This is a genomic window from Dokdonella sp. (genome assembly GCF_019634815.1).
Lineage (GTDB): Bacteria > Pseudomonadota > Gammaproteobacteria > Xanthomonadales > Rhodanobacteraceae > Dokdonella_A.
Map to the genome: position 1 here is coordinate 78,076 of NZ_JAHCAP010000005.1, position 21,516 is coordinate 99,591.

Here is a 21,516-nt window from a genome sequence, read left to right on the forward strand (position 1 = left end):
CCCGCCGTGGGTACAACCCGACAGAGTCGTGGATCGATGGCTGACAAAGAACCTGCATCCGACAACGCCGGAGGTGAACGCGTTGCCGAAACCCTGATGGTTGCCCGGCCGTTCTATCGACTCACGCTGGGGACCTTCGTTCTGCTTGCGCTGATCGCGCTGGTCTGGGGTCTGTTCGGATCGGTACCCAACCGCATCGAAGGTTTCGGCGAGGTCGTCACGCAGGAAGGCCTCTACAGCCTGAGCGCGCCCGCGACAGGCCAGGTCGGGAGCATGCACGTTCGCTACGGCGAGCATGTGACCAAGGGCAAGTTGCTGATGCGTCTGGAGCAGCCGGATCTCCTGGATCAGGTTGCGGCCACCACCATACAAGTGGAGACCGTGAAGGCCGAGCTCGACATCCTGCGCTCGGGCGACAGCAGCAGCGCGGAGCTGCGCAAGCAGCTGCAAGGCCTCGAACTGAAGCGACTGCAGGCGCAGTTGGATGAGGCACAGACGCAGATCAGTTTTCTCGAAGATCAGCTTTCCAAGCAGCAAAAGCTGTTTGCGGAAGGCGTGATCATTCGCGCCACCCTGGCGGAAACCCAGGATTCCCTCGCTCGTCAGCGCGTCACGCGCGACCAGACGCGCGAAGGCATCAAGTCGCTCAATCTCGACAACCAGCAATGGCTGATCCAGAAGGACATGAACGAGCAGGTGAAGGCCAATCAGCTGATCAATCTGCAAAAGCAACTGGACAACCTGCACCTGCAGTTGAAGCGAAACAGCGAAGTGCATGCCGATCGCGATGGCCGCGTCGTTGAAGTCAATGCGGCGCGTGGCGCGCTGGTTCAGCGTGGCGAAGCACTCCTGGTGCTGGAGGACGAGGGTGCTGCACGCAGCTACCAGTTCGACTTGTACGTGCCCTATTCGGCCGACGACCCGATCGCGGTGGGCATGCGCGTCGACGTGGAACTGCTGGCAGTCGATCACGACCTCTATGGCTGGCTGATCGGCGAAGTGAAGGAAATCAACGACTATGTCGCGACCCAGGCCGAGTTGCACGACAACCTGCAAAACGATGCGCTGGTCAGCAAGGTTTCGACCAATGGGCCGGTTTTCCGCATCGTGGTCAGCCTGCGCAAGGATGATGCCACCAAGAGCGGCTTTGCCTGGACCGATGGCAAGGGGCCGCCGTTCGCGATTCACGTAGGCAGCCTCGGCAATGCCTATGTGCATGTCCAGGACAAGGCGCCGATCGATTATCTGATTCCGATCTTCAAGAAGTATTTCGACTAGGCGGGGCGTCGATCTGCATGCAGCCATCCAGATCCATTCCGATGATCATGCAGGCTCGTTCGGGAGAATCCGCTGCGACCTGCATCGCGATGCTATTGGCAAGATTCGGTTCGTATCCACGACTGGTCGACGTCAAGCTTGCCTGCGGGTTCCAGAACGACGAGCTCGAGACCGACAACCTCATCGTCGTTGCGCAACGCTTCGGCCTGGATGCGCAGGTGAAGACTGTCGCGGTCGGCCAGCTCCTGCGTGAAGAATTGCCCCTGCTGCTGCGCAGCCAATCGGGGCGCTGGCAGGTGCTCGTGAAGGCAACCGCCTCCGGTTGCCTTCTGCACGACCCTGAAAACGGGCGTGTAACCCGGACCTGGCAGCAGCTCGGGGCTGATTTCGGCGGGGTCGCGTTGCGCCTGCGGCCCGCCGCCGGATTCGCTCCGGTGCGTCGCCGTGCCACACTTTTCGACGAGCTGCGCGATTGGATGGCCGGCGAACGTGGCGGACTCGCCTACGTCATCATTGCGGGCATCGTGCTGCTGCTTCCGGCGATCGTCATCCCAACCCTGGGCAAGCTGTTTTTCGACGACATCATCGTGCGCCACCAGGAGACCTGGCTCTACCCGATGCTCTCGTTCATGGCGGTTGTGCTGCTGCTTGGCTCGATCCTCATCATCGTCCAGCAACGCGCGCTGCTGCAGTCCGAGCTGCGCATGGCAATCACTCGTTCAGCGACGTTTGTCAGCCATCTGCTGAAGGTTCCCTACACCTTCCTGTGGGTGAACCCGCCAGGTGACACGATCAAGCGCATCACGCTCAACGACACTCTGGCCAGCTTGCTCACGCGCAGTTTCACCACCTTCGTGCTGGCTGCCCTGAGCATCATTTTCTACGCGCTCACGATGATCAGGTACAGCGTCACGCTGACGGTTGTCGGAGTGTCCGTGATCCTCATCAATTTCGTGGTCTTGCGCTGGTTTTCCGCGCAACGCATTTCCCGCAATCAGGCGTTGTTCCGCAAGCAGCAGCGCACCTTCAGTGCATCGGGCGAGCTGATCCGGAACATCGAAACCGTAAAGACCCAGGGTTGGGAAAACGCGGGGTTTTCATCCTGGGCCACTCACCTTGTCGGTGCCATCAATGAGGGGCAGCGGCTCGACTACTCGTCGCGATTGCTGACGGTTCTGCCTGATGTGCTGACACAGCTCAACAACGTGTTGATCGTGTTGCTTGGTGGCGTCCTGATCATCAAGGGCGACATTTCCGTGGGCGTATTCGTTGCCCTGCAGAGTTTCATCGCCAACTTCTCGGAACCGGTCAGGAATTGCGTGGATGGCGTCAAGGCGTTCCAGGAGACCGCCGGCAACGTCGGCAACCTGATCGAAGTGCGCGAGTTGCCGATCGATCCGCTCTGTTCGGACCAGGGTCGGCAGCCAATCGATGCGATCACGCCGTTCAACGCCCGTCTCGGCGGCGCCATCGAGGTGCGTGGACTGAGCTTCAGTTACAACAAGTTCGTCGCCCCGCTGATCGAGGACTTCTCGCTCAGCATCGCCCCGGGGCAGCGCATCGCCTTTGTCGGTCGCTCCGGCAGCGGCAAGTCGACCCTGCTGAAGGTACTCGCGGGTCTGCTGCCGGCAGACAGCGGCGAGATCCTCTACGACGGCAAGCCGCTCGGCAGCATCAATGGCGACGTCTTGCGCACCAGCGTGGCGATGATCGACCAGAACCTGTTCCTCTTCACCGGCACCGTGGCCGACAACATCACGATGTGGAATCGCTCGATTGATCAGGAGGACATCGTGCGCGCGGCACGCGACGCCTTGATCCACGACGTGATCTGCGAAAAACCGGGTGGCTATCAGGCCCGGGTCGTGCAGGGCGGCGCGAATTTCAGCGGTGGCCAGTGCCAGCGCATCGAAATTGCAAGGGGCTTGCTGACCCGGCCGGCGGTGATCTTCCTGGATGAGGCGACCTCGGCGCTTGATTCGCATACCGAGCAGCAGGTGATGGAAAACCTGCGCAGCTATGGCTGCACGATGCTGACGGTTGCGCATCGGCTGAGCACGATCAGGGACCACGATCAGATCCTGGTTCTCGAGGCCGGGCGGGTCGTGCAACGCGGCACCCATGACGAGCTGATGCGGGACGTGGGTGGGCACTACCATCAACTTGCAGTGAGTGCCTGACGTGACCACCGACCCGATGTCCCCGGCCGCTGCGCACATGGATGGGCGAACACCCGACGTGCCCGCTTTGGTGCGCGTCAAGAAGTCATATTTCTTCCGCCGTCTGGCGCGAAGCGGCGCATCCTCGCGGCTCGCGACCGAAATCCGGCTGGGTCGGCCCGCAGCTGCGGCGGTGCCAAAGCTCGAGGGCAAGCCCGCAGACGACGTCCTGTTCGAAACCTGTCGCCTGATCGGCGCGCGTGAAGGCATTGCCTTCAAGGCACCCTTTGCCGACGCCGGCACAGCTGCTGCGCCGCTCGACAGGATCCTGCGTGCATCCGGGGTGCGTGCGCAGGCTGTGGCGCTGCCCGCGGACTGGTGGCGAAGCGACAATGGTGCATTCCTTGCCCGGCGAAAGGCAGACGGGTCGCCGGTGGCCCTGCTGTTCGAGCGCGGTGCATATCACGAGTTCGACTTGCGACTGGGACGCAGGCGAGTGGTCAATGCGGGGAGTGCGGCGGAACTTCAATCCGAAGCCAGCGTGTTTTTCACGCCGTTTCCGAAAGGCGACATCGGAGCGCTGGGACTGCTGAAGTTCGTGCTCGCCTTCACGCGGCGCGACCTGGCATTTTTCTTCGTGCTCGGCTTGCTGGGCGCTCTGCTGGCATTGGTGGTCCCGGTCGCATCCGGCTGGATCTTCAATGTGCTGATTCCCGGCAACAGCCTGCATGACCTGTACCAGATCGGCTTCGTGCTGCTGATCCTGGTTCTCGCGCTGGGCTTCATCGAGTTCACGCGCTCGCTGGCCGTGCTTCGCTTCGAAGGCAAGGCCAGCTACAAGCTGCAGGCGGCGGTGATGGACCGCTTGCTGACTCTGAAGGCACCGTTTTTTGCCCATTACGATGCCGGAAACCTTGCCGAGCGCGTGCTCAGTGTCGAAAAGATACGCACCATACTCTCGGCGGATGTGACCAGTGCGATCGTCGCGCTGATGTTCTCGCTGTTCAATTTCGCGCTCATGCTGTACTACGACGTCAAGCTGGCGCTGCTGGCGCTTGCCCTCGGCGTTGTCGTCGCGGCATTCACCCTGACCATCAGCATGCTTGCCTACAAGCATGTCGCGGGGTACATGCGCATGGAGGCCATCATCTCCGGCTTCATGATGCAGATGCTCGGTGGCGTGCAGAAGCTTCGAATGACGGCTTCAGGCGACAAGGTTCTGGACATCTGGGCCGACAAATTCGCGCAGCAGAAACATCACTACGCCAACAAGCAGAATCTGCTCATCGTGGCGAAGGTGTTTACCTACGCGTTTCCGATCTTCGCCTCGCTCTGCATCTATCTGCGTGTGCATACGCTGATGACCGACGCGAGTGCCGATTTCCAGTTCGGGGATTTCGTCGCCTTCAACACCGCCTATCTCAGTTTCCAGGGTGCGCTGATCAGCGCATTCATGGTGACGGTGCCGGTCATGAGCATCAAGCCGGCGTTCGAGTTGATGCAGCCGATCCTGCGCGCGGAGACTGAAGACTTCGAAGGCAAGCGGGACGTCGGTGTCCTGAAGGGCAATGTCGAAATCAATGCAGTGGACTTTCGTTATGAAGGAGCCGCCGATTTGACCCTGCGCAAGGTCAGCTTCAAGGTGCGACAGGGGCAGTTCGTTGCGCTGGTCGGCAGCTCGGGCTCGGGAAAGAGCACGATGCTGCGGCTGTTGCTTGGCCTCGGTGCGTATGAGTCCGGTGTCATCCTGTTCGATGACATCGACATGCAGACGCTGGATCTGCGCACCCTGCGCGACCAGATCGGCGTGGTGATGCAGGATGGACGGATCCTCGATGGCACGGTCCTGTTCAACATCGTCGGTGACTCGACCCGCAGCGAAGACGACGCATGGGATGCCGCGCGAATGGCTGGTTGCGAAGAGGATATCCGGGCGCTGGAAAACGGCATGCATACGCAGCTGAGCGCGAATGCAAGCATGCTTTCAGGCGGGCAGAAGCAGCGCCTGCTGATTGCCCGGGCGCTGGCGCGCAAGCCGAAATTGCTGCTCTTCGATGAGGCGACCAGCGCGCTCGACAATGAAACCCAGGGTGTCGTGAGCGAGAACATCGCACGCATGAACATCACGCGCCTGGTCATAGCGCATCGCCTGAGCACGATCCGGGCGGCCGACCTCGTCGTCGTGCTGGATGGCGGCAGCGTGGTCGAGCAGGGCGGCTATGATGAACTGATGGAGCGGAAGGGGTCGTTCTACGATCTGGTGAAGAAGCAAGTGGCTTGAATGGGCGAATTCATCTTCGTCTTGCAATAGATGTTCGCGTGGCCTGTGGCGCTCGCGTGGATGACGGGTCCTGGTTTGCGCCAGAGGGGCAATGATGACCGCTGATTTTGATGGTGCCCCGCCCGGCACGGGTTTCGACTCGGTACTCGTCCTGCTTGATCGGGCAATGGCGCGCGATCCTTCCGGCGTGGCCTTGCAGCACGCGGGTCGGACGATGACCTATGGTGAATTGGGTGCCGTTGTAGACCGCGTTGCCGCGGGCCTGGCCGATCTCGGGATCGAGCCATGTTCATCGATCGCCGTCGTCATGGACACGGGCATCGATTACATCGTTGTCATCTTGGCAATCCTGCGCGCCGGTCACGCCTACATCCCGCTGGCGCCCGCAATTCCGGCCCGGCGCATTTCCCGGATTCTTCATCTCTCCGGCTGCACGCACGTAGTCGTGGATGACTCCGGGCGTGAACCATGCATGTCGTTGTCGTCGCCATCGACGATGCTGGATTTGGCGAGCTTGTCCAGGTCGAAGCCCGACCGGCCGATCCCGCACACGGCTCCGACATCCGCACAGACGGCATGCATACTTTTCACCTCCGGCTCCACCGGCGAGCCCAAAGGCGTGCGGACCCTGCATGGCAACCTTGCCTACTATGCCGATTGGAGCCAGCGGTTCTTTGCCGAGGCGGCCGGCAGCCGCGTGCCGCTGACGGCAGCACCCCACTATGCGGCCGCCACGTCGCAGATCTTTGCGTGCCTGTGCGCGGGTGCGACCCTGCACATTCTCGTGGGCGCTCTTGCAAGTGCCACGCGGCTGCTCGATTTCTACGAGGCGCATCCGGGATTCGCCCTGCATTGCGTGCCGACCGTGTGGCGGACGCTGCTTGATCATCTCGAACAGGGAAGCGGGACCTGTCCCGCCGTGCTGTTCCTCTCCGGCGAGGCATTGCCGCCTGAACTGCTGGAGCGCACTTTCGCGTTCGCGCCGAGCCTGGTGGTGTGGAATCTGTACGGCCCCACCGAGTGCGTCGCCAACATCAGTGCCGGGCGCCTGCGGCCTGGCCAGGCGATAGACATCGGCGAGCCCCTGCCGGGGTCGCATCTGTTCGTGGTCGATGAGTCTGGCCGCGAAGTGGCCGATGGCGGCGAGGGCCGACTACTGATCTCGGGGCCCGGGGTGTGCCCTGGATACCTTGGCGAAAACATGCGCGGGCACCGTGCGTTCTTTGAATTCGAGACGGCGGCAGGCCAACGGCTTGCCGTCTACGACACCGGTGACCTTGCTTGCAGACAAGGCGGCGCAATCCAGCTCCGCGGCCGAAGGGATGGCCAGATCAAGCTGCGCGGCGTGCGCATCGAAACCGGTGATGTCGAGAGCAATCTGCTGCAGCACGAAGAGGTTGGTCAGGCAGCCGTGATGCTCGGCAATGCCCCCGGGCCTTGTCTGGTGGCATTCGTCGAGGCCAGGCAAGGATGCAACGTCGACATCGCGGATTTGCGCCGGCACATGCAGATTCGATTGCCGGAGAGCATGTTGCCGGAGCGCTGGCTGACGGGTCCATTGCCGCGCCTGGCCAACGGCAAGATCGATCGTGCGGCGTTGCGGGCCCGACTCGACGATTCAGTCAAACCTGCGGAACCAGCGAGGGGCGGGGAGAGCAGCGCGGCCGAACTGGCGCTGGCGACGATCTTCGACCACGTGCTTGGCACGCGTGGGGCGGGCAGTGGCGATGACTTCTTCGCCTTGGGCGGAGATTCATTGAAGGCACACGCGCTGCTGGCCCGGATCGAAGAGCGTTGGGGCGTCGAGCTGACATTCGGCGCGATCTACGCCGATCCAACCGTGGCCGGGATCGCCCGCCTGCTGCCACTGCGGGAGCGTGCGCGGCAGGCAGGGCAGGCCGCATCTCCCCACGAAGGGCGCATGTCGCAGGCGCAGCGCGGCCTGTGGTTGATGCAGCAGGCGCATCCGGAGAGCACGGCCTACAACCTCTGCTATCGACTTGATCTTGGCATCCACGTCGACAGCGCGGCGTTGAATGAGGGTTTGGCGAAGCTTCGCCGGCGACACCCGCTGCTGGGATGCTGCGTCGTCGTGCGCAATGGAGAGCCGTTCCTGCAGGCGGTGCCCGAAGCGACCGTCAACTTCGAGGAAATCGACCTGCAGAATGAGCCCAGCGCAAGCCAAGCCGACCTCGTCAAGACTTCGCTGCGAGCATTCGCCCGGCGGCACTTGGCGCGCGATGGTGAGCCGCTCCACGCCTGGCTGCTCTTGCGCTTGTCGCCGCAGTCCAGTGTTCTGGCGATTTGCGTTCATCATCTGGTGTTCGATGGCGTGTCGGCCTCGTTGCTGCTGCGCGACCTCTTCGATCTGATTGCTGGCGCGCAGCGTCCCGAGCCCATTGGTCGTTACGCCGATTTCGTTGCCCGCGAAGCAGACTATGTTGGTTCCACGCGCTGGCACGATGACCGCTCCTTCTGGAGTGGGCGCTTCGAAGGGCTTGTCGCGCAGCCTGCTTTTCCGGTGAAGTATCAAGCGCCCGGCGACCATTTTTTCGCCGGAAGCAGGCGCAGCGTCGTGCTCGATCCCGGGGTGCGCGACAGTTTGATCTCGATTGCGCGCCGCGAAGACTGTTCCCTGCATGTGCTGATGTTGACTGCATTCGTGGCCGTGCTCGACCGCCATGAGGCCGGAGCCGAGTTCCTGATTGCGTCACCGTTTGCCAATCGACGCCGGATCGATGAGCAAGCCGTGGTCGGCTATTTCACCGCGGTTCTCTTTTACCGGCTGCGCTGGGCGCCCGAAATGTCGCTGCGACAACTGGCGGTGCGCATACGCGAGGACACCATCGCACTGCTCGACCACCAGCGCCTGCCTTTTCCGCAGTTGGCGGCCTTGCTGCGCGAACGCCTGGGCGTGCTGCCACCGGGGGTGTTTCGCCTCATGTTCGGCTATCACGACGTATCGGCATGGCGCTCCGGCAAGGCTATGGCTGCGCACGAATGCTTTGGTGGCGATTCCAAATGCGACCTTCATCTTGAATGCTTCGATGATGGCAATGCGTTCGAGCTGGTGCTGACCAGTCGCAATGCAGCGATCGATCCGCTCGCTGCCAAAGAGTGGTTCGACACCTATTGCGAGGTCATCGGCGACCTGGGTTCCTGGCTTGAGCGGCGGTCGGGCGAATGGCCGCCGCCAAGCGGCGCTGCGCTCGCCCGCATCCTGCATCAGGCAAGCGGACCGCGTGAGCCATCGATGTCGATGAAGTCGATCCCCGCGTTGCTCGAATCAGCCTTTGCGTTGCATGCCCACCGCGCTGCGATGTGGTTCGAAGGTGGGGAACTGAGCTACGCGGAACTCGCCGTGCGCACACAGGCACTGGTTCGCGGCCTGGCCGAATGCGCGCAATCCATCCGGGCGCCGGTCGCCATCTGCATGCCGCACCAACCGGCACTGCTGGTCGCAATTCTCGCGTGCGCATGCCGAGGCATCCCTTACGTGCCGCTCGACCCGGCGTTTCCGGCGCGACGAATTGCGGCAATCATCGAGCAGGCGGGCGTCGGGCTGATCCTTGCGGCAAGCGGTACGCCGTTGGACAGCCTGCCGCGAAACGTACCGCAACTTGATGTCGAGCGTGCCGTTGCGCTGAATCGGCAAGACAATGACCTGCCGCGACTTCCGGTGGCAGCGAGTCTCAGTCCTGCCGATCTGCTGTACGTCATCTTCACTTCCGGATCCACGGGCAATCCGAAAGGCGTGATGGTGCCGCAACGCGGGGTCGCCAACTACCTGCAGTGGATGCATCGGCAATTCGGCATTGGAACCGACTCGCGGGTACTCGCGCGCACCTCGATCAGTTTCGACATCTCAACATGGGAGCTTCTGTTGCCCCTGCTCGCTGGCGGCTGCGTCGTGCTGGCCGACCGGGTGGCGACCGAGTCGCCCGAACAGCTCGGTCGCGTGATTGCCGACAGCGGCAGCACCATCCTCCAGTTTGTGCCTTCGGCACTGCGCATGTTCGTCGAGGCCGGCATGCTCGCCAGGGTGCCTTGCGTGCGTCGGATTTTTTGTGGCGGCGAGGCCCTACCGCGCGCCTTGGTCGAGGATGTGTTCGACAGTGGCTACGGTGGCACGCTGCACAATCTGTACGGCCCGACCGAGGCGAGCATCTTCATGTCATGGCATGACTGCGTGCGCGATTCACCTTACGCCTTCGTTCCGATCGGACGACCGATTCCCAACAGCACGATGTTCGTGCTCGATGGGCGCATGCGCCTGTTGCCGGCCAACGTCGCAGGCGATCTGTACATCGGTGGCGATGTACTGGCCGACGGCTATCACGGCGACGAGCGGCGTACCAGCGAAGCTTTCCTCGATGCGCCACCGGAACTGACGGAAGGACGACTGTATCGGACCGGCGACAAGGGCCGATTGCTCGCCGACGGAAGTTTCGAGTATCTGGGGCGAAACGATCAGCAGGTGAAGATCCGGGGTTATCGCGTGGAACTTCAGGAAGTGGAGCATCATCTCCAGACGCACCCGCAGGTGCGCGAAGCGGTGGCTTTCACGCGGCAATGGGCTCAGGACGACTTGCGGTTGCATGCGGTGTTCATCGGGCGCGGGAACAACGCGCCCGACAGCGGCGAGTTGGCTGCATGGCTCCGGCAACGGCTGCCCACCTGGATGGTGCCCAGCACCATGCTCCGCGTCGAAGTCGTTCCGCGACTTGCCAATGGCAAGACCGACTATCATCGCTTGCGTGCCCTGACCGAGGTCGAGACACCGCCGGCACGCGTGAGCACCGCAGGCGCCATCAGCGACGGAATCGAGCGGACCCTGGTCGAAATCTGGCGCGAGGTTCTAGGACACGCTGGATTCGACCAGCGCGCCAGTTTCTTCGAGGCGGGTGGCCATTCGATTCTGTTTCTGCGCGTGCGTGAACTGTTGCGCGAGCGATTGGGAGTTGAATTCACCATCGCCGAGCTGTACGGGGCGCCAAACATCAGGGAGCTAGCGCGCACCCTCCGGGAGAAGTCCGGCGCAGCGGAAGTGGCTCCGCTCGTTGCGCAGATTCGTCAGCGCGTGGCGCGGCGCCTTTCACATTTGAGAATCGACAGGGACTGAACCGATGAATGCATCGAATCAACTTTCGACCGGCAACGACACACGTATTGCCGTGGTCGGCATGGACTGTCGCCTGCCCGGCGCGAATTCGGTGGCCGAGTTCTGGCAAAACCTGGTCGCAGCCAAGGAGACCCTCACCACCTTCACGGATGAGCAACTGCTCGCTTCCGGGGTGAAGCGCCGCGAGTTCGAGAACCCGCACTATGTCCGCACGCGAGGCGTCATCGACGACATGGATTGTTTCGATGCGGCATTCTTCAATGTGACGCCGCGTGATGCCGAGCTGCTGGATCCCCAGCAGCGGGTTTTCCTCGAATGCGCTTGGCACGCACTGGAGGACGCCGGTGTGGATCCGGCCGATACGGCGCTTCGCATTGCCGTGTTCGGCGGAGCCGGGACGCCGTACTACCTCGTTGACGCGCTCGGCAACCGTGCGGTGAGGAAATACGCCAGCGGAACATCGATCGTGACCAGCAACGATCGCGACTATCTGACCACGCGCGTGTCCTTCAAGCTCGACCTCAAGGGGCCGAGCATGAATGTGCAGACTGCCTGCTCGACCGCCCTGGTGTCGGTGGTGCTGGGCATTGACTGCCTGCTCAATCACCAGAGCGATCTCGTGCTTGCCGGAGGCGTTTCGCTGGAGCTTCCGCCGCACCGGGGATACCTCTATCAGACGGGTGGCCTGCAGTCGCCAGACGGTCGTTGCCGCACTTTCGACAAGGACGCTGCCGGTACCGTATTCAGCCGCGGATGCGCCGTGGTTGCGCTCAAGCGCTTCGCCGATGCGGTGGCCGATGGAGATCATGTGTATGCGGTCATCCTCGGCGGAGCCGTCAACAATGACGGCAACCGCAAGGTCAGCTACACCGCGCCCAGCGTGTCGGGCCAGGCCGAGGTCATCACCGAGGCCATCGAACTGGCAGGCGTCCCTGTCGAATCGATCAACCTGGTCGAGGCGCATGGCACCTCCACGCCCAGCGGTGATCCGATCGAGGTGGCTTCGCTGACACAGGCCTTTCGCCAATACACGCAAGCCAGGAATTTCTGCCGGATCGGATCGGTCAAGACCAACATCGGACACACGGACGTCGCTTCCGGTGGCGCCAGTCTGATCAAGGTCTGTCTCAGTCTTCAGCATGGGATCGCGCCTGCATCACTGAACTTCAATCAGCCCAATCCGGAGATCGACTTTGAAGCCAGTCCGTTCGAAGTCAATACACGGACTTGCGCCTATGCCGGAACCGCAGGTGCGCCGCGGCGGGCGCTCATCAATTCCTTCGGCGTCGGTGGCACCAACGCCTGCCTTGTACTTGAACAGCCGCCGACCTTGCCGGCCGGGGAATTGATGCCGCGCGAACGGGACTTGCTGCTGCTGTCAGCACATGACAAGGCCGCGCTTGAACGGCTGCGGGCAGATGTCGCTGCCCATGTGCGGGGCAATCCCTCGCTCGATCTGCGCGCATTCGCCCACACTTCGCGCTGCAAGCGACGAGTCCATCGCTTCAAGGCCATCTTTCCGTTTGCCGACGCCACGGACCTGTGCGCGCAGCTGGACGAAGCGCGTGCACCGCTTGTGCGGACGGCGGCAGCCGATGCGCCGATGGTGTGGATGTTTCCCGGACAAGGCAATCAGTTTCCCGACATGGGCCGTTCGCTGTATCAATCCAATCCGGTCTTTCGTGAAACGATCGACGATTGCGCGCGATTGCTCACAGGGCAACTGGGCCGGGACATCCGCGAAGTCCTGTATCCCGACCCGTCCCGGCGCGATCAAGCCGCTGAACTGCTCGCTCAAACCCATATCACGCAGCCGGCGATCTTCATGGTCAGCTACGCGACCGCGCGCGTGTTCGAGCAAGCGGGCCTGCGACCCGACATCCTGATCGGGCACAGTGTCGGAGAGTATGTCGCTGCGGTCGTCGCCGGCGTGATGACGCTGGAACAGGCTTTGCTTGCGGTCGCGTTTCGCGGCCATTTGATCCACTCCTTGCCCGGTGGGTCGATGCTTGCGGTCCTCAAGAGTGAATCCGAGTTGCAGTCGATCCTTCCGGATGATCTCGACATCGCGGTGATCAACAGCCCGGAGCTGGTGGTCGTTTCCGGAACCGACGAGGCGATCGCGGCCTTTGCGGAGCAAATGGCGGGGCAGAAAGTATTCTGCAAGAAGCTGCCCACTTCGCATGCGTTTCACTCACGCATGATGCGCGCGAGCCTGGATGCGTATCGCCAGCACTTCCGCGGCATCACGCTGGCACCGCCGCAGATTCCGATCATGAGCACGGTAACCGGCAAGCAACTGTCGGCGGCGCAGGCCACGGATCACGAGTACTGGGTGCAGCATGTGGTTGATCCGGTACGGTTCGGTGCGGCGGCTGCCGAGACCATGCGAAAGGAGTCGCTGGTCTTTCTTGAATGCGGGCCTGGCCATTCGTTGGAATCGGCGGTGCGCCGGCAACTTGCGCCGCAATCCACGCATGCGGTCATCAGTACGCTGAAGGAAGGCGTCGATGCGGTCGCCGCGGTCGATGGCGCGCTTGCGCGCCTGTGGGTGGAAGACCACAAGGTTGATCTTGCGGCATATTTCGGCACGGCGGCTTGCCGCAAGGTGCCGTTTCCGCTGTTGCCCTTCGCACGAACCCGGTACTGCATCGACTTTGCCGCGAACGCCTCGCTTGATGGCGCCGAGCGCAATCCGCGCAAGGAGGATCCGGCAACGTGGTATGCGGTTCCCGGCTGGCGGCGCACGCCATCAGCCATGCATGCGCCGCGGCTGGAAACCGATGCGCCGGAGTCTGCGCCGATCTGGCTGGTCTTCGCCGCGGATCCGCTGGCGCAGGCATGTGCAAGCACGCTGCGCCAACGACAGCAGCGCTGCATCGTGGTTCGGCAGGGATCGGAATATCAACAGGTCGGTGACGACGTCGTGCTTGACCCGCGGCAGCGCGGCGATTTCGACAGGCTGTTGCGTGGCTTGCCGCTCGCAGGCGCTTGCTTGCGCATCCTGTACGGCTGGACGCACACGCCGGGAACTAAAGGCGCGGTGGGCCCACGGCAAGCCGATGCGATGCTGGAAGCATCTTTCCATGCGATCGTCAGGCTCGAGCGCAGCCTGATTGAACATGCGAGCGGCGCGCAGGTGCGGCTGCTGGTTCTCGCCGATGATGCGTTCGACGTCAATGGTGGAACTGCCATCCGCGTCGAGCGTGCCTTGGCCCTGGGCCCTGCGCGGACGCTGTTCAAGGAGCACCCGGCGTTCTGCAGTCGATTCATCAACATACAGTCCGGACATGCCAGCGAAAGTGGCGCAGCAAATCTGGTCGAGGCGCTGTTGATGGAATCGGCGATGGACGTCGATGACGCCGTCGTCAGCTATTGCGGAACGACCCGTTGGGCCGAATGCTTCGAACCGCTGGAACTGAGGCCGCTGGAGCCTGCGATCGGTGTTGATCCGGCTGCGCTGGCATTGCGCGAGGGCGGTGTTTATCTGCTCACGGGAGGCGCGGGTGGCATCGGGCGTACCTGTTCGAGATTGATCGCCGAGCGCGTGCGCGCGCATTTCATCTGGACTGGGCGCAGGGCGATGCCGCCGGCGCAGCAATGGGATGAGCTGATCGCCGCCGGCGAAGATGACGAATTGATCGAACGCCTCCAGGCGATTCGTTCGATCGAGGCGCTTGGTTCGAGTGTCGAAGTGCATGCGGTCGAGTGCAGCAACCTCGAAGGCATGCGGCGGCTGCGCGATGATGTCGAATCCCGACTGGGCGTCGTCAATGGCATCGTCCACGCCGCAGGCGTGGCAGGCGGCGGCGTCATTGCCTTGCGTGAAGAGGCCGATTTCGATGCCGTATTGCGGCCGAAGGTTCATGGCGCGCTGGTTCTGCATGAGTTGTTCGGCGACCATGCGCTCGATTTCATTCAGTTCTGTTCGTCGGTGACGGCGCTGTTCGGCGAAGCCGGGCGTGTCGATTACACCAGCGCGAACGCGTTTCTCGACGCGATCTGCCGTGCCGGCCTCTGGCGCAAGGCGCGCCGTGCGCTCTCGGTCAACTGGTGCGAGTGGGCCGAGGTCGGCATGGGGGCGTCCTGGGAAGCGGAAAAGCTCCGCCGCAAGAGCAGCAGCGTGCGCGCCCGGCGCATGGATGCCTTGACGGGTGTGGTGCCGGGCTTCGCGCCGTCACTCGACCGTCTCGCGGACAGCGATGACGCGTGCGAAATCCGCGTCGACATCGACGCCGCGAAACACTGGATCCTTGCCGAGCACCTGCTCTCGGGCCAACCCACCATGGTCGGAACCTCGTATCTCGATATCCTCCGGCGCTGGGGCGCCGGGCGCGGACAGGCGTGCATGCGGATACGGGAGGCGAGCTTCTCCTCGCCGCTGATCGCCATGGGCGGTGTGGCGCCGGAGCTGCGACTGACTTGCAGCAAGGGACGTGGCGACAGCTGGGCGTTCTCTTTCGCCAGCATCACCACCGACGACGCACGCAAGGAGCACATGCAGGGCGAGGTTTCGTTCGACGTCGTCGCCGATCCACCATCGCTGGCCGAATGCCTGGCGCGTTGCTCAGGGCAGACGCTCATGCAACGCCATTTCACATCGATGTCCGATCCGAACGGCAACACGCTGCTTCACTACAGCCAGCGCTGGGACTGTCTGGAAGCCTTGCACGTCGGCGAAGACGAGTGGGTGGCACGCCTGGAGCTGCCGCGGCAGTTCGCAGCGGATTTCGACCACTTTGACCTGCACCCGGCGATGCTCGACGTTGCAACCTCCTGCCACTTCGCTGCGTTGCCGCGGTATCGTGACACCTACTTGCCATCATCGTATGGCGAAATCATCGTGCTGGCACCGTTGACGCCGCAAATGCATGTTTGGGGCAGGCCGAGCACCCGACAAGCCGAGGATGCTTCCCGCGTTGCCTTCGACTTCGTGCTGTTTGACGCCCAATCACGACCGGTCATGCTGGTGCATGACTACGTGCTGGCTCGTGTCGGTTCGGCGGCTCCCGCTCAGGCCCGTGGCCGCAAACCGCCCGCGGCCATCAAGATTGACGCCATCAGCCCGGAAGACGGAAAGCACGCATTCGCGCAGCTCCTGGGGCAGGACCTTGCGCAAGCCATCGTCCATCCACAGGATTTCCAGCTGGAATTCGACCTGACCCGACTTTCCCACGTGCGCCGCAAGCTGCGCGAGGGTCTGGCGGCAAGTCCGAGTGATTCCGCTGTCGACGATCGGCCGGAAATCGCCACGGACTTTGTCGAACCGGAAAACGACATCGAACGGGGGATAGCCGCGATCTGGTCGGCCATTCTCGGCGTGCGCCGGATCGGTGCCAACGATGCCTTCAACGAGTTGGGTGGAAATTCGCTGCTCGCAATTCAGGCGATTGCCGGAATCGGCGAGGAGTTCAATGTCGAGATCAAGGCGAGTGAATTCATTGGCTCGGTGACGGTGCGCTCCCTTGCGCACCTCATCCTTGCCAAGATCGTCGAAGGGCAGGACGAAACCGAACTGCTGCAGGAATTGCTGGCGGAGCAGGAAACCTCATGAGCGATTTGACCTCTGCCATCGCCAACCTTTCGCCGGAAAAGAAGGCGGAACTGATTGCCCGATTGAAGATGGGGCGATCCCCTGCAGCGCGGACGACGACCGTCGACTTCGATGCCAATCATGAGTATCGATTTCGATCCGACGCGCCGTTCGACCTGGTGGCCGAACCACTCACGGTGGCCGATCCCGATCCGGACTGCGTGCAGATCCAGGCACGCGCCGCTTCGCTCAACTTCCGCGACGTGATGATAGCGCTGCGCCTCTATCCCGCCTCCCCGGAAGTTCCGAGCAACATGGGCTCGGACTATGCGGGTGTGGTCACCAAGGTCGGCAGCCGGGTGACCCGGTTCCGGCCCGGCGATGAGGTCATCGCCATGAACATCGGGCATGTCGAGCAAGGCCGGATCCGCTCCAACTCGCATTTCGCCCGCTGTCTGAACATCTACGAGATGTGCGTATTTCGCAAGCCGCGAGGGCTGGGCTTCGTCGAGGCCTCATTGATTCCAACGGTGTACTTGACTGCATGGCTCGCCCTGGTGCACTGCGCACGCCTGGAACGCGGTGAGCGGGTGCTGATTCACACTGCCACCGGTGGCGTGGGGCTGGCCGCGATTGAACTGGCGAGACATCTGGGCGCCGAAGTGCTTGCCACCGCCGGTACCGCCGACAAGCGCGACTACCTGAAATCGCTGGGCATCTCCGACATCGGTGATTCCCGCAGTGCCACGTTTGCGGCGCAACTGCGGGCAGCCGGCCGCATTCCGGAAGTGATCCTCAACACGCTGGCGGGTGACCTCATGTTCGAGGGGCTCGCCCTGCTCGGTCCGTTCGGACGATTCGTGCATATCGACAAGAAGGATATTGCCGCGGACACGCCGCTGCCGATGGGGCGTCTGGTTCAGGGATTGGCGTTCCACTTCCTGGATATCTCGCTGCTGCTGCGCAACCCGCGCCAACTCGATGGCGCGATGACCGCGCTGGTCGATCTGTTCGAGAGGGGCTGCATTCGTCCGATCGAACACCGTTGCTATCGAGCCGCGGAAGTGAAGCGCGCAATCACCGACTTGTCGCGCGGCACGCATATCGGCAAGTTGGTGATCGAGTATTGAACGCGCAGGACGTTGGGCGTCGACGATGAGCGCAGACGAACTGCAGGCAAAGCTGAAGGCGTTGGGGCCCGAGCAGATCAGGCGCTTGATGGCCAAGCGCCGCGATGGCGGGGCGATGCAAGCCGAGCGCCCGGCCGAGTACGGACAGGAATTTCCAGCCTCGCTTGGACAGGAGCGCTTCTGGTTCCTCAGCAAGCTCTATCCGGATACGCCCGACTACAACATTCCATTGGCAGTGCTTGTCGATGGTGACGGCGTCGACGCTGGCGTCTTGCAGCACAACTTGAACGCCGTTGTCGCTGCCCACGAGATCTTCCGCACGACATTTCATCAGCAATCGGCTGGCGTCATGCAGCGCGTGCATCCGTCACTTGAGCTCGAGGTGGAGCTGGAAGACCACAGCGTCGACTACGCTGCCGAAGGCGAGGGTCTGATCGAGCGTTTGGCGAAGGCGCACGGGCAACGCCGCTTCGCCACGGACCAGCTGCCCCTGCTGGCGGTTGCGCTGGTCCGCCTCTCGACTTCCCGCCATCTCCTGCTGCTGAACATTCACCATTTGATTTCAGATGGCTGGAGCAACTCGCTGCTCTCGCGAAGTCTCACTGTGGCGCCAGGGGCGTCGATCCCGCGACCGCAGCGGCAGTATCGTGACTTCGTCGCACATGAGCGCACCTGGCTGGCGGGTGAAGAGTGCCGGCGCCAACTCGACTTCTGGCTGGATGTATTGCGCGATGCGCCGTCGCCTCCGGTGTTTCGCGCGGCTGCGGCTGCAGACATGGCCGCGAATGCCGGCGGTCTGTTCACCATCGACCTCCCACAGGCGCTGTGCTCGCGGATCGCCTCTTGCTGCAGCGCGCTGGGCCGAACCCAGTTCCAGTACTACGCCACTTGCTTTGCGTTGCTGCTCAGCCGCTATGCAATGGTTGATGACATCGTGATCGGGTCTCCGGTCGCCAATCGGAGCAGACCGGAATTTCTTCAAACCTGCGGCCTTTTCATCAATACGCTTGCATTGCGCTTCCGGATCGATCCAGCGCGCTCCTTTGGGCAGATTCTCGCTGAGGGCGCGGCCATGATCGAGGCGTGTCTTGCGCGCCAGGAGCTTCCATATGCCGAGCTTGTGAAACACATCCAGGTACAGCGAACCCTGGATGAAAATCCGCTGTTCAACGTGCAATTCGCTTTTCAGTATTTCCCCCATCAGAAGGCATCGGCGGACTTTCGTTTGCTGTCGGTCGATCATGGTGTGGGCAAGTTCGATCTTGGCGGGTACGTTGAAATCTCGGGGGCCGGGAACCGGCTTTCATTGGCCTACCGGCATCGCGCTTTCGCCCGAGTCGATGTCGAGCGCATTGCTGCGGATTTCATGCATGTCCTCGAATATGGACTGCAACCCGAACCAGGCAGCTTGCTCGCCAACGAGTTCCTGCCTGCCGCGAGTTTGGCGCAGCTCGATGGTCCGAGCATGCAGCGCCCCGGCGGAAACTGGTTTGGCCTCTTCGAGCGGCAAGTCGAGCGCCACGCGGATCGTCCTGCCTGTATCGACGAAGCCGGAGCGCTCGATTACGCCACGCTTGACGAGATGGTCGAACGCGTTGCGGCAGCGCTGCGCGGTCAGGGTGTTCAGCCCGGCGATCGTGTGCTGCTGCGTGCACCACGCAATCGCCACTTCTTGATTGGCCTGCTTGCTTGTCTGCGTACGGGCGCAGCCTATGTGCCGGTAGCGCAGGATGCGCCGCATGCCATCGAACGCATGCTTGAGCACGAGGCGGGAGCGCGTCTGGTGTTGGGGACGCCGGGAATCGGAGCCCTGGCACAGCTTTCGTACGAAAGCGCACTGGCGTGCAAGCCGTTGACGCGTGTGCCGCCGGTGGAGGTGGCCGATGACGACGCAGCCTACGTGGTGTTCACTTCCGGATCGACTGGAGCGCCGAAGGGCGTAGTTGTGACTCACGCGGGGCTCGTCAACTACACCCTGTCCTTGCTTGAACGGCTTGCTGATCCGGAGCTGGCGAGTTACGCGCACCTTTCCGCACTGGATGCGGATCTTGGCAACACTGCGATTTTCCCGGCGCTCGCCAGCGGTGCGGCGCTGCTGCTTCCGGATGCACAGACACTGCTCGACGCGCAGCGCCTTGGCGCGTTCTACCTGCAGCACCGCGTCGACGTGGCCAAGATGGTGCCATCGCATTTGCGCGTACTGCGATCTCGGCTGCGCGAAATCCTGCCACGGCGCGTGTTGATCAGTGGCGGCGAGGCACTCGATGAAAGTCTGATCGCAGCCATTCGTGCCTGCGCTCCGGATCTGCGCATCTTCAACCACTACGGTCCGGCCGAGACCACGATCGGGGTGCTCATGCACGAGCTGGCGATTGATGCGCAAACGGCCCCGCCGCTGGGGACGCCGATCGCCAATACACGCGTTTGCGTGCTCGATCGGCACGGTCGCGCGGCGCCGCGCGGCAGCCAGGGTGAATTGGCGATCAGCGGTGCTGGTGTCGCACGTGGCTATCTTGGGCAGGTTGCAGCGGATGCGCCGCGTTTCGTCAGCGCAAGGGACGGGACCAGGCAATACCTCAGCGGTGATCGTGCCAGCCTGATCGACGGGGCGGGTTTCGTTTTCCTTGGTCGAGGCGACAACCGGGCCAAGGTCGGTGGCGTCATGGTGCAACCCGAGGCCATTGCCGGCTGCCTGATGCGACACCCCGCGGTGGTCGCGGCGCAGGTCTGGGCCGAGGCGGGCGATGACGGGAACCTGCGGCTGCAGGGAGCCGTGGTGGTGCGTGAGGATGTCGAGCTGCGTCATCTGCGTGCATACCTGCTGCAGCACTTCCGTCCGGCGCAGTGCCCGGCGCTGGTCGTGCTGCCATCGATGCCGCTCAATGCCAATGGCAAGCTGGATTCGCGGGCGCTGCGCCGGATGTGCGAGGGCGGTGGTGTGCGCGGCGGCATCGACTTGCCGCGCGATGCCGTGGAGCTTGAGCTGCAGCGCTTGTTCCAGCAGGCACTTGGCGTGGCCGCGGTCGCCTGCGAGCCGACGTTTTTCGACCTTGGCGGAACCTCGTTGCAGGCCATCGCGCTGATCGCGCGCGTCAACGAGGTGTATGCGCTTGAATTGCCGGTTGCGGTGCTGTTTCAGTCAGGCTCGGTGCGTTCGCTGGCCGAGGCAGTGCGGCGAGGTGGCGCTGCCGGCCGGTCGGATTCGCCCTTGGTCGTGCTTGAAGACGCGGGGCAGGATGAACTCATGGTCTGGATTCATCCGGCGGGTGGCAACGCGCTGTGCTACCTGCCCATTGCCCGTCAGCTTGCGCCGCGACGCGCCTCGATTGCCTTCATGGGTATGCCGCAAGGCAACGGCATGCAGATTGCCGAACTGGCGCGCGACTACCACGAGCGGCTTGCAGTCCATCGCGGCACGCGGAAGGTCGTGCTCGCCGGTTGGTCGATGGGAGCCCTGATTGCCCACGAAATGGCTGCTCAGGCAGCCGCAGAAGGCAAGCCCACGGCGTTGATCATGCTCGATCAACCGGTGCCGGATATCGACGCGGCCAAGCTGGACTTCGACACCCGGGTCGAACAGTACCTGCGCAAAGTGGAAATCTTTGCGGGACAGGCCCTGCGGCAACCACCCGCGTCGGTTCGTCGCAGCGATGCGGCTTGGCTGTTGCCGGAGTTTCAGCGTCTGGATCTGGTTCCTCCGGACACGCAGCTGGCGCACTTCAAGGCTTTCCTGGAGTTGCTCGTGCACCATAACGAAATCATTGCTGCGTTCACGCCGCGTGTCCTGCATTCGCCGGCCTTGTTGTTGCGCGCGCGGGAACAAGTGGCGTTGCAGGGCACGGCGCCGGTGGAGACGGACTTCGGCTGGAGCAGCTTCTGTACTGCACTGGATGTTGCGCAGGCACGGGGCAACCACATGACGATGCTGCAGGCGTCAAACGCGGCGTCGCTTGCATCGGAGATCGAGTGTTGGCTGGCAGCGCTGCCTTGAGCGCCGCATCTGGCAATTCGTT

9 protein-coding genes are annotated in these 21,516 nt (G+C 62.8%); 7 read left to right on the forward strand and 2 right to left on the reverse strand.

The features are described 5' to 3' along the window. Positions 1-36: 36 nt before the first annotated feature. From KF759_RS04365 to KF759_RS04390, 6 genes are all read left to right on the forward strand, one after another. A complete protein-coding gene (locus KF759_RS04365; protein WP_291223186.1) occupies positions 37-1,278 on the forward strand; it encodes an NHLP bacteriocin system secretion protein in 1,242 nt (413 codons plus the stop codon). A 47-nt stretch (positions 1,279-1,325) separates the two neighbouring features. Then, complete coding sequence (locus KF759_RS04370) at positions 1,326-3,458, forward strand: ATP-binding cassette domain-containing protein (protein ID WP_291223245.1); 2,133 nt, start codon at positions 1,326-1,328, stop codon at positions 3,456-3,458. Between the two features lies 1 nt (position 3,459). Further along, the gene (locus KF759_RS04375) at positions 3,460-5,718 is read left to right on the forward strand and encodes an NHLP bacteriocin export ABC transporter permease/ATPase subunit (protein WP_291223187.1); all 2,259 of its coding nucleotides are present in this window, start codon (positions 3,460-3,462) and stop codon (positions 5,716-5,718) included. Positions 5,719-5,884: 166 nt separating this feature from the next. Then, a complete protein-coding gene (locus KF759_RS04380; protein ID WP_291223246.1) occupies positions 5,885-10,840 on the forward strand; it encodes a non-ribosomal peptide synthetase in 4,956 nt (1,651 codons plus the stop codon). Between the two features lie 4 nt (positions 10,841-10,844). Next, positions 10,845-16,394: a type I polyketide synthase gene (locus tag KF759_RS04385; protein WP_291223188.1), complete on the forward strand. Its 5,550-nt coding sequence runs from the start codon at positions 10,845-10,847 to the stop codon at positions 16,392-16,394. Beyond that, positions 16,391-17,503, forward strand: coding sequence for a zinc-binding dehydrogenase (locus tag KF759_RS04390; protein WP_291223189.1), 1,113 nt, complete (start codon positions 16,391-16,393; stop codon positions 17,501-17,503). Before KF759_RS04385 ends, KF759_RS04390 begins: the two co-directional genes overlap by 4 nt. Positions 17,504-17,870: 367 nt before the next feature. On the opposite strand, the gene KF759_RS04395 is transcribed toward KF759_RS04390, so the two are convergent. Both KF759_RS04395 and KF759_RS04400 read right to left on the reverse strand, forming a co-directional pair. Further along, complete coding sequence (locus KF759_RS04395; RefSeq protein ID WP_291223190.1) at positions 17,871-18,056, reverse strand: hypothetical protein; 186 nt, start codon at positions 18,054-18,056, stop codon at positions 17,871-17,873. A 9-nt stretch (positions 18,057-18,065) separates the two neighbouring features. Continuing rightward, entirely contained in the window at positions 18,066-18,746 is a 681-nt protein-coding gene (locus tag KF759_RS04400) for a hypothetical protein (RefSeq protein ID WP_291223191.1), read from the reverse strand. Between the two features lie 222 nt (positions 18,747-18,968). On the opposite strand from KF759_RS04400, the gene KF759_RS04405 reads away from it, so the two are divergent. Continuing rightward, positions 18,969-21,494 (forward strand): alpha/beta fold hydrolase, encoded by a 2,526-nt coding sequence (locus tag KF759_RS04405; RefSeq protein ID WP_291223247.1) that lies wholly within the window; start codon positions 18,969-18,971, stop codon positions 21,492-21,494. Positions 21,495-21,516: the final 22 nt, after the last annotated feature.

Coding starts and splice junctions, on each gene's coding strand:
- KF759_RS04390 (WP_291223189.1), top strand. CDS start 16,391: ATGAGCGATTTGACCTCTGCCATCGCCAACCTTTCGCCGGAAAAGAAG.
- KF759_RS04405 (WP_291223247.1), top strand. CDS start 18,969: ATGCAGCGCCCCGGCGGAAACTGGTTTGGCCTCTTCGAGCGGCAAGTC.
- KF759_RS04400 (WP_291223191.1), bottom strand. CDS start 18,746: ATGATCGACCGACAGCAAACGAAAGTCCGCCGATGCCTTCTGATGGGG.
- KF759_RS04385 (WP_291223188.1), top strand. CDS start 10,845: ATGAATGCATCGAATCAACTTTCGACCGGCAACGACACACGTATTGCC.
- KF759_RS04365 (WP_291223186.1), top strand. CDS start 37: ATGGCTGACAAAGAACCTGCATCCGACAACGCCGGAGGTGAACGCGTT.
- KF759_RS04380 (WP_291223246.1), top strand. CDS start 5,885: ATGGCGCGCGATCCTTCCGGCGTGGCCTTGCAGCACGCGGGTCGGACG.
- KF759_RS04370 (WP_291223245.1), top strand. CDS start 1,326: ATGCAGGCTCGTTCGGGAGAATCCGCTGCGACCTGCATCGCGATGCTA.